Raw genomic sequence first — 13397 nt, forward strand, 5'->3', positions numbered from 1 at the left:
AACGCCGCTCGGATCAGAATACAGTTCCATGCTGTCATTAACCGGATCAAAACCTAAATCGTGGTTAAGTCCGCCGCATGAAACGATCCATACAACATATGAGCAATGTGCATGCACCGCCGCCACGTCCGACACTGCTAGCGGCGCTCATTCTGGCGCTATTTTTATCGACTGTGTTTCTGACGGGGCTGGCTGCCGTGCGTTCAATTTGGGGGCTATAGCGCGCCTTGAGGCTGTCAGGGCGCGATATCAATCGCAAAGACACACGCCTCGGATCCGAGTTGTGCGCAGCAATGTGTCTCAACACAACGGCACCGGGGATGCACGAGCACCTGATACAAATGTTCAAACACCGCGGCATGCCAGGTGCAGAGCGGTGCTTGACTGACCTCGCCGCGCACAACCGGGTTGTCTTTGATCCGGTAGGTCCAGGGTGACACACATTCAAATTGACCCGACCCGGCGAAAGTCCATGCATGTTTTGTGATAGCCTTGGACAGCAATATTGCGGCAAGGCGGGCCGGCAGCAGCCGAAGGAGCGTTTGCGCTTTTTGAGGAATGCGGTGCGCCAGAATATAGGCTGCTGTAGCACGCCCGGCCTCAGCGGCTAGAAGCGGGGCAGATTGCGGCTCCTCCTTGCGCAAAAGCTGATGCAGGCGCGCGGCATGTGCTTCGGGGATCATCTCGGTCCCATCCGGGGCCTCATCCATCCCCGCCGCCTTCAGCATCTTGGTCACGCGCGACGTGCCACCAAGCCGTTCAATCAACGGCAGCAACTGTAGAACCGCGTTGGGGCCAATCACATTGGACGTGGCATTCTTTGGCCTAGACATCTTCCATCTGCTGATCACTTCCGCCACAGGCTCTCACTTCGGCGCCGTTGGGCATTTTGAAGTTTTGCGTACGTTGCGCGGAGCGGTCTTTCATCTGCGCTTTCACCGCAGCGCGACGTTCTGCGGCACGCGCGGCCTTATCAGCGGAGGCTTCCCAGTCTTCAAGCTGGGCTTCGGCCAATTGCCGGGTTTCGTCAAAGTGGAAATCAACCGAATTCTTCGTTTGCGGCCCCCAGTATCCGGCCTTGCCCAGATCATAGAATGTCCGCTGGAACCCGGCCTTGAGAAAGGCATAGAGACAGCCCAGAAGATATCTCCGCCGAAACCCGGTGCCGCGCCATGGATAATGGAACAGCGCCTTCTTGCTGTAAAACCGGCGGTAGTTGTTCATCACACCATCCAGCAGTTCGCCCCGCTCCATCGCCGCGGGCTTCATGATCGGGGTGACAAAGTTGTATTTGGAGAAGTCGTAAATCTCGACCTGATCTTTCAGTTCCTGAAAGAGCGGTGTGAAGGGCCAGGGGGTGTACATCGACCAGTTCGCCAGATCGGGCTGCCAGTCCCAGGCCATCTGGTAGGTTTCTTCCAGCGTCTCAGGCGTTTCATTGTCCAGTCCGACAATGAATTGCGCCTCAACGAGAATATCAGCCTCACGCAGCAGGCGGATGGCGGTCTTGTTTTCGTCGACCTTGGTTTCCTTGTTGAAGATATCGAGCTTCATTTGCGCGGCGGCTTCGGTGCCAAGCGACACATGCACCAGACCTGCCTTGCGATAGAACTTGAGCAGATCCTTGTCCCGGTAGATATCTGTCACACGGGTGTTGATGCCCCATTTGACGCGTTTGGGCAGGCCGCGGTCGATCAACTCCTGACAGAAGGCCACGAATTTCTTTTTATTGATAGTGGGTTCTTCGTCGGCGAGGATGAAAAAGCCGACGCCATGGTTGTCTACGAGGTCTTCAATCTCATCGACCACATCCTTGGGATTACGCACCCGATAGTCGCGCCAGAATTTCCATTGGCTGCAGAAAGAACAGGTGAACGGACAGCCACGCGCGAGGTTGGGGATGGCCACGCGCGTGCCAAGCGGGATGTAGATATATTTCTCCCACTCCAGCACGGTCCAGTCAGGTTTGATCGCCGAGAGGTCCTTGACCGTTGAGGCAGCAGCGGTGGCGACGATCTCATCGCCGTCGCGAAAGGCAAGCCCCTTGATCTTGTGGCGCTCCTTGGGCCAGCGGCCGTCTTCTATGGCCAGCATCAGTTCGGTGCAAATCTCTTCGCCTTCGCCGCGGACGATGACGTCAATCCAGGGGGCCTCTGACAAGACCTGCTTGAACATGAATGTCGCGTGAACACCGCCCATCACGCGCACGGCATGCGGGGCGACCTCGCTGGCGATTCTAAGCACCTCTTCGGCGCGGTAAATGGAAGGGGTGATGGCCGTGACGCCGACCACGTCGGGATGCAGGGCTTCGATTTGATGCGCCAGGTCCTCGTCCGAGATGTCATTTGTCATCGCATCGATGAAATGAACATCATCGAAGCCTGCAGTGCGCAGGTGGCCCGTCAGGTACGCCACCCAAGCTGGTGGCCAGGTGCCCGCAATTTCCGCACCACCGGATCGGTAGTTCGGGTGAACAAATAGAATGCGCATATCAATCTCCCTGTGTAAACTTAAGTTTACAGCAGTGGAAATTACAGAGGTTGACGCAGATCAAGGAAGGTGCGGAATCCGCCTTATGCAGCTGTCGCTACACGCTTCTTTTTGAGTCTAAAGCGTTTCGCCTTTAACCTGAGACAACAGCGAGAGGCGAAACGCGTGCAACGATTGAGTGTCGCGCTGCGTTTCGCGATCCTCTGCGAGTCAGGTTGATAGCGAGACGCTTTAGAATGGAATTTCGTCGTCGTAGTCGCGCGATGGCGCATTGTCGGACTGGCCACCCTCCGAAGACGGGCCGCTATCATAGCCTTGGTCGTAGCCACCACCGTAACTGCCGCCACCGCCACCGCCGCCGGACCCTCCGTCACGAGAATCAAGGAAGGTCAGTTCACCGGCATAAGGGCGCAAGACCACTTCGGTGGAGTATCGATCCTGACCGGACTGATCCTGCCATTTGCGGGTTTCCAGCTTACCCTCGATATACACTTTAGAACCCTTGCGCAGATACTGCTCGGCCAGACGCGCGAGGTTTTCGTTGAAGATCGCCACCGAGTGCCATTCGGTGCGTTCGCGCCGCTCGCCGGTGTTGCGATCTTTCCAAGTCTCAGAGGTGGCAATGCGCAGGTTGCAGACCTTGCCGCCATTCTGAAAGGTACGCACTTCGGGGTCGCGCCCCAGATTGCCAATGATGATGACCTTGTTGACTGAGCCGGCCATGCGTCCTCCTCGCTCTTTTCATGCCTCTGACACGCCTTCGTTACACCACCGCAAAGAAATGAACAAATACCTAACGCAACAAATTGAAAATGATCCGAATGGACCGTTCGACGCACACGATCGCGATCTCTGGCAATTTGTCCTAAAACCAGTATAGTGCGCCGGGTTGGAACCTGTGACGTGGTAGGGGGCGTGGATCGATATGCGTGTTTTGGCGGCAGCCATCACTTGTGTTTCTTTGGCTTGGCCCATGGCCGCTTCGGCCGATATTTTTTCGACCCAAGGCAAGAACCGCATTTTCAAATCGCAGACCAAGGTGCTCGATAACCGGGCAAGGGCACAGTACAACTCGTCCGTGCGGTTGCAGCCGCAGAAAGTGCATACACCCACCAAATGGGACGACGAGCCTACGCAAACTTTTCGTGGCGCGTATCGCGGTCCATACCTGAGCGCGGCCAGGCAAGCGGCGGCAAAGCACGGTGTGCCGCAGGATTTGTTTCTTCGGCTGGTACAACAGGAATCGGGATGGAATCCACGGGCCAAATCGCACAAGGGTGCTATCGGCCTGGCACAGCTGATGCCGGGAACGGCCTCATACCTTGGCGTCAACCCACATGATCCATATGAAAACCTGGATGGCGGAGCGCGCTACCTGGCCGAGCAATACCGCAAATTCCGGTCGTGGCGTTTGGCGTTGGCCGCATATAACGCCGGACCAGCGGCGGTCGAGAAATACAATGGCGTGCCGCCGTTTAAGGAAACGCGCAACTACGTCAAAGTGATCTGGGGCAGCTAAGCCCTTACGCTTAGGCGGAAAATCCGATTTTATGCAGATGTATTTCGTTGGAGGGATGCTTGTCAGCGCCAACCACACGCCCGTTGTGGTGATTGTAAAGCGACCGCCAATAGGGCTGGATCATCACGCCCTCGTTGCGCAGAATCGTCTGCAGTTTTCCCATGGTTTTGCGACGTGCTTCGACATCGACCACAGATGTTGCCTCCTCCAGAAGGCTGTCAAACTCGGCGGAGGCAAACCCGGTTTCATTCCACGCCGCGTTTGAGCGATAGGCTAGGGAGAGCGCCTGCACACCCAAGGGGCGGTGATTCCATTGCGTGGCAGAAAAGGGATAAGTTTTCCAGTTGGGCCAGTAAGTGTCTCCGGGCTGGATGCTCCGGCGGACCTTGAAGCCATTGTCGCGCAACTGAGCCGCCACGGCGTCGCCAGTGTTGCGCTGCCATTCATCATCAAGCGTGACCAGCTCGTGTTCAAACTCACTAAGGCCGGCGGCGGCCATATCTTCCCGCGCCTTGCCGGGATCATAGATTGCCGGGCCAAGCTCGGCGTGGGCCGGGTGCAGCGGGCTGACATGATCGTTTTCGGCCACCTGTCCACGTCCGGCATAGCCCAGTTCCAGGCAGATCTCATTGTCCACGGACATCGCCAAGGCGCGTCGCACGGCGGCATCGGCATAGGGTTTCGCCCCCTCAACTTCGGCCAGCGCATTGGCGCGAATGATCATTGTGGCGGTCGTGTCTGTTTTGGTCTGGGTCCAGCCCATAGCGTCAAGCACGTCGATGAAATCCCCCACGGATTCGTAAAGCAAGTCAACTTCACCGGCCTCAACTGCGGCAACCCAGCTTGAAGGATCAGTGCCAAAGTCGAGAAACTCTACTCGGTCGAGATAGGGACCTCCGAAGATGGCTGTGCCCCACCATGTGTGATCCAGATTCCGCTCCAATACACAGCGTTCTCCAACCTGCATCTCAACTGGTCGGAAAGGCCCCGTGCCAATGCCATGCTCAAACGGATTTCCCCCCTCGAAACTGGGGTGCACAATGGCGGCGGGGTAATCGGCGAGGTTCACCATCAATGTGATGTCCGGGTGGCGGAGCGACAGCTCGATTGTTAGATCATCAAGAAGCTTGAGGGCCCCATCGATGATTTGCCCGGTGCCGGGATCGATCAGCGCCTCAAGCCGTGACGCCATTGAATTGCCCGGCGCTGTGGTGTCGCACCAGCGTTCAAAGTTGCGCGCCACGTCGCGCGCGGTGAAGGCATCGCCGTTGTTCCATGTCACACCAGAGCGCAGAGCCAGGCGATAGACCGTCGCAGTGTCGTTCACGTCCCAGCTTTGCAGCAACATGCCCTGCAGCGAACCGTCGCTGTTGTATTGCACGAGGTATTCCAAGAACCCACGCGTCAGGTTGCCCATTTCGCTCCAAGCATAGCTGCGGGGATCTGTGAGCGCCTTGATATTTTGCTGAATGCGCAGGGTGCCGCCCTGAATGGGCTGTGCCTTGGCCGCCGCAGGGCGATACCCGCCAGTCAGCTCCAAGGCGATAGGTGCAGTGGCCCCAAAAGCGCAGGCGCGTGTCAGGAATTCTCGTCGTCCGATACGGTGTGTGGCCAGCTCACGGGCGAGTCCCGGAATCGCGTGATGCAAAAGAGAGGGCTTGATGCGCGAAAAGGACATACGAAAACCTGCCGGGCTGGTGAGGATGGACGTGAATTGCATGCTGCAGCGCCGAAATCAAGGCGCGGTCTCGGGCGCGCATCGCACATTTGCGCGATTTTACCGCGTCAGGTCTTTTGCTGTTCGAGTGCCGTCTCAGACTTTCGCCAGTTTAAAGCGCAGCTCTGTCGGCGACTTGCCCGTATGACGTTGGACAAAGCGTGTGAAATAAGCGGCACTGCGAAACCCCAGGCGCGCGGCGATCTGATTGGCGGGAAGTTCAGTGGTTTCAAGCAGATCACGTGCGCCATACAGAATGCGCCGGGTCAATAGATCAGAAGCAGTCATGCCAATGGCGCTTTTGCAGGTGCGTGTGAGATGTGTTGGAGTGACACCCAAACGGCGTGCATAATCCTGCATGGCGCGGCCAGTTGCATAGTCGCGTTCAATCAGTGCGGCATATGCGCTCAACAACCGGTCCGAGGCGGTTTCGCGGGGAAGGACGGCATCATCCTGCGCGATAATCGCACGGCGCAGCCAGACGGTGATGAGGCTGGCATGGGCATTGAGCGCTTCGTCCCAAAAGGGACGCGCCTCATTCTGGTCGCGCTGCATGGTTTCCATGAGCGTGGTCAGTTCTGCCTGAGCGCGAGGGTCTCGGATGCGCAGCACCATCGGTTCGTCCGGCATCAGTATCGAGCTTTTGGTGGGGATATCACAGACAAGCCCAAAGCTTTGCGCCCCCGGTTCCAGCGCAAAAAGCGTGTGCGCAGGAATGATCACAGCGGAATGCACACTCAGCCCGCACCGCCGTCCACCCAAAAGGCACCGTCCTTGACCGCGTGTGATCCAAATCAACGCATGGGTGTCCCGCGAATGAGGTAGGGTGGCGCGCCAAGGTGCGCTCCCGACCCATTGTGCCAGGGTTTTGAGTTGCGCGTGCCGTGTGTTGGTTGGGTCCATCATGATTTGGAACCGCTGCAATGTCCCGGGCATCGTGAATAGCAGTTTGGCGCGTCAAAAGATAGATGCACCTAGATGTCAACGGCGGCGCGCCAGCGCCAGTTGCGCATTCTGGCGCGAAACCAGGTGCGCTGGCGTTTGGCGTATTGGCGGGTTGCAATGACGGCGGCACTACGCGCGGCATCCAAGGTCAACTCACCTCGGAGATGCGCCACAAGCTCAGGCGCGCCTATGGCGCGTGACGATGGCCGCTCGGGCATCCAGCCGTCCAGATTGGCGCGCACCTCATCCAATGCGCCCTCGGCCAGCATCTGGTCAAAGCGCATCTCGATACGTGGATTGAGCCACTCTTTGGGGGCCTCTAGCGCAATCGCCGTACATTCCGAGAGCGGCAGAAGCGGCGGCGGTGTTTCATCCTGCCACGCGGCCAGACCGCGCCCGGTTGCATGCTGCACTTCCCAGGCGCGTTGCACCCGCATCGGGTTGGCGGTGTCGATCCGCGCCAGTGTCTCCGCGTCAAGATCAGGCAGGAACGCTTCATGACCTTGAGCGGCGCGTATTGCATTTGCGTCTTCGCGAAGGGACGCAGGTGTTTCGGGGATGTCCGCCAGACCTTCGGTAAGAGCGGTGAAGTAGAGCCCGGTCCCGCCAACGATGATGGGACGCGGACCATTTTGCAAAAGCGGTGCTACATCGCGCAGCCAATGCCCCACGGAATATTCTGCCTCAGGTCCGACATGACCATAGAGCTTATGCGGCGCGCGGCTTTCTTCCTCGGGCGACGGGCGCGCGGTCAGCACCCTCCAGTTGGCAAAGACCTGAAGCGCATCTGCATTGATGATCTGTCCGCCATCGCTCTCGGCGAGACGCAAGGCCAAAGCGGATTTGCCACAAGCCGTTGGCCCGGCAATCAAAACCGGGCGGGTGGGGTCAATATCGATCAAACCTGTCACGGGGGCGGGTGATAGGCTAGTTTTTCCCTTAGCACGAGCAGATTTCGCGCATTTTCTGGCTAGATTGCGCGCAAGTGCATGTTTGGCGATTGAACCCACACCCGAATTAAGACATTTTGCGCCGCAACTGCCCCCAAGACCTCCGGAGTCCACTATGCCCGACACCGCCCCCTCGGAAACAGCCTTCAAACGGGTACTCTTGAAAATATCAGGCGAAGCGCTGATGGGCGATCAGGGATACGGGCTTCACCCGCCAACCGTGGAACGCATCGCCAAGGAAGTGAAATCGGTACACGATCTTGGTGTTGAGATTTGCATGGTCATCGGTGGCGGAAACATCTTTCGCGGATTACAAGGCAGCGCGCAGGGCATGGAACGCACGACCGCCGATTACATGGGCATGCTGGCCACGGTGATGAATGCGCTGGCGGTGCAAAGTGCTCTGGAAAAGACAGGTGTCTATTGCCGAGTTATCACTGCTATTCGTATGGATGAAGTGGCCGAGCCTTACATTCGCCGCCGGGCCGTGCGCCACCTTGAGAAAAAACGTGTCTGCATATTTGCCGCCGGGACGGGCAATCCGTATTTCACCACCGATACGGCAGCGACCCTGCGCGCCAATGAAATGGCTTGTGAAGCGATTTTTAAGGGAACCAAGGTAGACGGCGTCTATGACAAAGATCCCGTCAAACACGAGGACGCCAAGCGTTTCGAAACGGTTACCTATGATGAGGTGCTGGCCAAGCATCTGGGTGTTATGGACGCGAGTGCGATTGCTCTCGCACGGGACAACAACCTGCCCATTATCGTGTTCTCGCTGGACGAACCTGGCGGGTTCCGGGCCATTCTGGACGGCACCGGCACCTATACAAAGGTGCACAGCTAGGGCTAAAGAGGGGTCAGCGCCGAGCTGGAAGAGGAAGAACAACCTATGGCGGATGATTTTGAACTGGATACCGACGATCTTGAGCGTCGCATGGATGGCGCGATGAGCGCCCTGCGCACCGAATTCGCCTCTTTGCGCACTGGTCGCGCCTCGGCCAGCATGCTGGAACCGGTCATGGTGGAAGCTTACGGTCAGAAAACTCCGATCAATCAGGTTGGCACGGTCAATGTGCCCGAGCCGCGCATGGTGACGGTCAATGTCTGGGACAAATCCATGGTCGGTGCCGTGGAAAAGGCCATTCGCGAAAGCGGGTTGGGCATCAACCCGCAGCTCAATGGCACGATTATCATGCTGCCGATCCCGGAATTGAATGAAGAACGTCGCAAGGAGCTGACGCGCGTGGCTGCACAATATGCCGAAAACGCGCGTGTGGCCGTCCGAAACATTCGCCGGGATGGCATGGATCAGGTGAAAAAGGCCAAGGCCGACGGACTGTCGGAGGATGATCAGAAATTCTGGGAAAATGAAGTGCAGGATATGACCGACCGTTTCATCAAGTCGGTGGATGATGCGCTCGACACCAAACAATCAGAGATTATGCAGGTTTAACAGAGTTATTTCATGACAATTTTGCCGGAGATCAAACCACAAGGACCCGACACGGGCCCACGTCATGTGGCCATTATTATGGATGGTAATGGCCGCTGGGCGCAGGCGCGCGGTCGTCCACGGCTCTATGGTCACCACGCAGGCGCCCGCCGGGTGCGCGAGATTGTCAGTTCTTGTCCGGAGTTTGGTGTCGAGTACCTGACGATCTTTGCCTTTTCGACAGAGAACTGGAAGCGGACACAGACCGAGGTTGCAGGTCTGATGAACCTCTTTCGGCGCTACATCATGAAAGAAATGCAGGAACTGTTGCGCAACAATGTGCGCGTGCGTTTCATTGGGGATCGGTTTCGGCTGGATGACAAGCTGCGGGGCCTGATGGATCAGGCCGAAGATGTTACGCGCGAATGCACCGGCACAAACCTGACTGTGGCGTTGAACTATGGCGGCCGGGACGAAGTGACACGCGCGGCCAAACGTCTGGCACGAGATGTGGCCGAGGGGCATCTTGGCCCCGAAGATGTGAATGAAGAAACGCTGCCAAAGTATTTGGATACTTATGTTTTACCTGATCCAGACTTGGTGATCCGTACCAGTGGTGAGGCACGGATTTCAAACTTCCTTTTGTGGCAATCGGCCTATGCTGAATATGAATTCATCGACACTCTTTGGCCGGACTTCACCAAAGATATCTTTGGCGATTTGCTCAAAGGTTTTGATGCGCGAGACCGGCGTTTTGGCGCCGTGACCGCATGAGCGCATCTGCGCAATGGTCTGATCTTCGTGCACGGGTGATCTCAGCGTTCCTAATGGCCCTCGTCGGGGCCTTTGCCGTTTGGCAGGGCGGGTTGCTCTATGTTGAGCTTGTCAGCGTGATTTGCGGCCTCATGGTCTGGGAAACCGCGCGCATGTTTCAAGCCAGACAAGCCATTGCTTTGGGTGTGGCAGCGGCGGTTGTTTTGAACGTCATCCATTTCTTGCCCGGCGTGTTTGTCGCTCCGCTCTTGATTGCAATGGCGCTCGTTGCAGCAGGACAGGCTGAAAAAGACAAACCCGTTTTGTTCGCAGTTATCGCATGGGTCCTCTTTGGTTCGTTTGCCTTGATGCATTTGCGCACAGCGGCTGGCACAGGCTGGATCCTGTGGCTGGTCTTCATCGTGGTGGCCTCGGACGTCGCAGGATACTTCGCGGGCAGAAGCCTAGGTGGGCCGAAATTCTGGCCCAAGATCAGCCCCAAGAAAACCTGGTCTGGTACGATCGCGGGATGGCTTGGGGCGGCTTTAGTGGGTGTAGCATTCATAGGAACGCTCGGAGCAACCGGCGCACTGGTTTTCATCTCAATACTCGTGGGGTTTGCTGGGCAAATGGGGGATATCGCGCAAAGTGCCGTGAAACGTCGCCAGGGTGTCAAAGACAGCTCCGACCTGATCCCAGGCCATGGCGGCGTGTTTGACCGCTTTGATGCTATGCTGGGGGCAGGGGTGTTGACGATTTTGCTCTGGGCCTTGGGGTTGTTGCCGGGGGCGGGGGCATGAAGCGGGTCAGCGTTCTAGGCGCGACCGGCTCTATCGGTCAAAACACGCTCGACCTCATTCGGCGTGACCGCGATGCGTTTGAGGTGGTGGCGCTGACGGCTGGACGGAATGTTGACCAACTGGCACGTGACGCCCGTGAATTTTGCGCAGACCTGGCTGTCATAGGTGATGAAACCCAGCTTGATGCGCTGCGAGATGCACTTGCCGGAACGAGAACCAAGGTTGCCGCAGGCGAGCAGGCGATCATTGAGGCTGGCGCGCGTTCTGCTGATTGGGTCATGTCGGCCATTGTCGGGTTTGCCGGGTTGGCACCGGGCCTGGCCGCGCTGGAACAGGGGGCTACGCTGGCGCTGGCCAACAAGGAATCACTGGTCGCCGCAGGGGCGCTGCTTCTGGACACCGCCAAGCGGCACAATGCCCGAATCCTGCCGGTCGATAGTGAGCATTCGGCAATTTTTCAGGCCCTTATCGGCGAAGATCCCGCGTCAGTCTCTCGCGTGATCATCACCGCCAGCGGCGGCGCCTTTCGCGACTGGCCGATGGAAAAGCTGTCCACTGCCACCGCTGCGGAGGCCGCGACGCACCCCAACTGGGACATGGGGCAGCGTATCACCATCGACAGTGCGTCGATGTTCAACAAGGCCTTGGAAATGATTGAAGCGAGAGAGTTTTTTGACGTCTCGCCCGATCAGATCGAAGTGCTTGTGCATCCGCAATCCTTGGTTCATGCGCTGGTCGGGTTCTGTGACGGCGGGCTGATGGCCCATGTTGGTCCGCATGATATGCGCCATGCCATCGGCTTTGCGCTGAACTGGCCCGAACGGCGCGCGCTCCCGGTGGATGTGCTTGATCTTGCCCAAACCGGCACGCTTGAATTTGAAGCACCGGATCTGAACCGGTTTCCGCCATTGCGCCTGGCGCGGCACGTGATGGAAGCTCGTGGCCACAGCGGCGCTGTGTTTAACGGTGCCAAAGAGCGTGCGCTGGATCATTTCATTGCCGGACGCATCGGATTCTTGCAAATGAGTGAGGTCGTCGAAGAGGTTTTGACCCGGATTTTGCACCAAAGCGGTCTAAATGATGACCAGATCACCCTTGATACCGCGTGCAAAGCAGACCATTTGGCACGGGATGGGGCGGATGCCGTGGTACAGGAACTGATAGGGTAGGCGAAACTTTGGAATTTATACCGCAATTCGGTGGGCTCTTTTTCACCATCATCGCTTTTATCGCGGCACTTTCGGTGATCGTGGCCATCCATGAATATGGGCACTACATTGTGGGCCGCTGGTGCGGCATCAAGGCCGAAGTGTTCTCGCTTGGCTTTGGTCCGGTTCTTGCGTCGCGCGTGGACAAACACGGCACGAAATGGCAGTTCGCCGCCTTGCCCTTTGGCGGCTATGTGAAATTTCTGGGCGACGCCAACGCCGCCAGCGGCACGAGCGATGGCAGCGTCGAAGAGATGCCGGAAAACATAAAGCGCCAGACCATGATCGGTGCGCCGCTTTGGGCGCGAACAGCGACAGTTGCCGCAGGACCCGTGTTCAATTTCATTCTCTCCATTGCGGTTTTCGGTGCGATTATCCTGAGCCAGGGACGGGTTGCTGAACCATTGGCAGTAGGTGAACTGACGCCTCTTCCCGCAGAAGGGCTTACTCTGGCGGCGGGCGATGAGCTTCTGACAATAGAAGGTGTGCCTATTCCTTCGTTGGACGCCGAAGATGAAGGCTTCGGCGATTTTGTAGATCAACTGCCTCAGACGGCTGTCCTCAATTATGAAGTCCGCCGCGATGGCCAGGTGCAGACGGTCACGGGCCCACATCCCATGCCCCCACTGGTGGTACAACTTGCGCCGCGCTCCGCAGCATTTGAGACAGGGCTCAAGCAAGGCGATGTCATTGTCGGCGTGGACGGAACGTCCGTCGCAACATTTAACGAACTGAAAGACGTTGTCGAAGCTTCAAACGGGCGTACCTTACCGCTCAGGGTATGGCGAGACGGGGCTGTGCTGGATTACGACCTGACGCCGCGACGCGTGGATGAGCCACGCGAAGAGGGTGGGTTCGAAACGAACTGGCGCATTGGCATTGCGGGCGGTCTGGCCTTTGAACTTGCGACCGAGCGCGAAAGCCCTGGCGCGGCACTGGCGAACGGCGCCGCACAAACCTGGAACGTGATCGAAGGGTCATTGTCCGGCCTGTACCACATGATCACCGGAGCCATCAGCAGCTGTAACATGTCCGGACCGATCGGGATCGCCGAAGTATCCGGCGCTATGGCCAGCCAGGGCGTGGACAGTTTCATCTGGTTCATTGCTGTTCTGTCCACGGCGGTAGGATTGTTAAATCTATTTCCAATCCCGGTCTTGGATGGCGGGCATCTTGTGTTTTATGCGTACGAAGCCGCGACAGGACGCAAGCCAAGCGACAAGGCACTCAGAGTTCTTATGACGGTCGGGCTGACTTTGGTCCTCGGCTTGATGCTTTTCGCTTTGTTCAACGATATTTTCTGCCCTTGAGACCTGATTTGTGGCTAAACCGGCCAATCCACGCCACAATCTCGCCAGAAAGAACGCGTAGTTTCGTCCTGTCGACGCGCTCAAATTGCGTCTTTAACACAGGTTAAACTGGCAGAACCATGCAGCACATTCTCAAGGGATACCGTGGTATGGCCTTGTTGCTGAACCTCAACTGGGACCGGATTTTGTATCTGGCTACTTTGGTTGTGGCTCTGTATGCAGGCGCGCTTCTCGGGACATTCTGGTGATCTCACCCCTGCTGTTTGGGGT

At 57.5% G+C, this 13397-nt stretch carries 14 protein-coding genes; 8 read left to right on the forward strand and 6 right to left on the reverse strand.

What is annotated here, in order from left to right:
* Positions 1-236: 236 nt before the first annotated feature.
* The 3 genes from bchJ to ssb form a co-directional block, all read right to left on the reverse strand.
* The gene (gene bchJ, locus RZ517_RS09835; protein WP_338548021.1) at positions 237-833 is read right to left on the reverse strand and encodes a bacteriochlorophyll 4-vinyl reductase; all 597 of its coding nucleotides are present in this window, start codon (positions 831-833) and stop codon (positions 237-239) included.
* Positions 826-2490, reverse strand: a complete 1665-nt coding sequence (gene bchE / locus RZ517_RS09840; protein WP_338548023.1) for a magnesium-protoporphyrin IX monomethyl ester anaerobic oxidative cyclase — start codon at positions 2488-2490, stop codon at positions 826-828. Before bchE ends, bchJ begins: the two co-directional genes overlap by 8 nt.
* A gap of 231 nt (positions 2491-2721) precedes the next feature.
* Complete coding sequence (gene ssb / locus RZ517_RS09845) at positions 2722-3213, reverse strand: single-stranded DNA-binding protein (RefSeq protein ID WP_338548025.1); 492 nt, start codon at positions 3211-3213, stop codon at positions 2722-2724.
* Between the two features lie 202 nt (positions 3214-3415).
* Between ssb and RZ517_RS09850 the strand changes: the two genes are divergently transcribed.
* Entirely contained in the window at positions 3416-4009 is a 594-nt protein-coding gene (locus RZ517_RS09850; RefSeq protein WP_338548026.1) for a lytic transglycosylase domain-containing protein, read from the forward strand.
* A 10-nt stretch (positions 4010-4019) separates the two neighbouring features.
* Here the strand turns inward: RZ517_RS09850 and RZ517_RS09855 are convergent, their stop codons facing one another.
* The 3 genes from RZ517_RS09855 to miaA all read right to left on the reverse strand — a co-directional run bounded on the left by RZ517_RS09855 (position 4020) and on the right by miaA (position 7582).
* Complete coding sequence (locus tag RZ517_RS09855) at positions 4020-5687, reverse strand: ABC transporter substrate-binding protein (RefSeq protein ID WP_338551135.1); 1668 nt, start codon at positions 5685-5687, stop codon at positions 4020-4022.
* A gap of 135 nt (positions 5688-5822) precedes the next feature.
* Positions 5823-6632 carry a helix-turn-helix domain-containing protein gene (locus RZ517_RS09860; protein ID WP_338548028.1) on the reverse strand — a complete coding sequence of 270 codons (810 nt, stop codon included), beginning with the start codon at positions 6630-6632 and terminating at the stop codon, positions 5823-5825.
* A gap of 68 nt (positions 6633-6700) precedes the next feature.
* Positions 6701-7582, reverse strand: a complete 882-nt coding sequence (gene miaA, locus RZ517_RS09865; RefSeq protein ID WP_338548030.1) for a tRNA (adenosine(37)-N6)-dimethylallyltransferase MiaA — start codon at positions 7580-7582, stop codon at positions 6701-6703.
* Between the two features lie 154 nt (positions 7583-7736).
* On the opposite strand from miaA, the gene pyrH reads away from it, so the two are divergent.
* From pyrH to RZ517_RS09900, 7 genes are all read left to right on the forward strand, one after another.
* Positions 7737-8468, forward strand: a complete 732-nt coding sequence (gene pyrH / locus RZ517_RS09870) for a UMP kinase (protein ID WP_338548032.1) — start codon at positions 7737-7739, stop codon at positions 8466-8468.
* A gap of 45 nt (positions 8469-8513) precedes the next feature.
* Positions 8514-9077, forward strand: coding sequence for a ribosome recycling factor (gene frr / locus RZ517_RS09875; protein WP_338548034.1), 564 nt, complete (start codon positions 8514-8516; stop codon positions 9075-9077).
* Positions 9078-9089: 12 nt separating this feature from the next.
* Positions 9090-9830, forward strand: a complete 741-nt coding sequence (locus tag RZ517_RS09880) for an isoprenyl transferase (protein ID WP_338548035.1) — start codon at positions 9090-9092, stop codon at positions 9828-9830.
* The gene (locus RZ517_RS09885; protein WP_338548038.1) at positions 9827-10609 is read left to right on the forward strand and encodes a phosphatidate cytidylyltransferase; all 783 of its coding nucleotides are present in this window, start codon (positions 9827-9829) and stop codon (positions 10607-10609) included. Before RZ517_RS09880 ends, RZ517_RS09885 begins: the two co-directional genes overlap by 4 nt.
* Entirely contained in the window at positions 10606-11778 is a 1173-nt protein-coding gene (gene dxr, locus RZ517_RS09890; RefSeq protein ID WP_338548039.1) for a 1-deoxy-D-xylulose-5-phosphate reductoisomerase, read from the forward strand. The genes RZ517_RS09885 and dxr overlap by 4 nt, the downstream gene beginning before the upstream one ends.
* An 8-nt stretch (positions 11779-11786) precedes the next feature.
* Positions 11787-13127: an RIP metalloprotease RseP gene (gene rseP, locus RZ517_RS09895; RefSeq protein WP_338548041.1), complete on the forward strand. Its 1341-nt coding sequence runs from the start codon at positions 11787-11789 to the stop codon at positions 13125-13127.
* 119 nt (positions 13128-13246) lie between these two features.
* Complete coding sequence (locus RZ517_RS09900; RefSeq protein WP_317054651.1) at positions 13247-13375, forward strand: hypothetical protein; 129 nt, start codon at positions 13247-13249, stop codon at positions 13373-13375.
* The last annotated feature ends 22 nt before the right edge of the window (positions 13376-13397 follow it).

Origin of the sequence: Roseovarius sp. S88 (assembly GCF_037023735.1) — a bacterium.
GTDB classification, from domain to species: domain Bacteria; phylum Pseudomonadota; class Alphaproteobacteria; order Rhodobacterales; family Rhodobacteraceae; genus Roseovarius; species Roseovarius phycicola.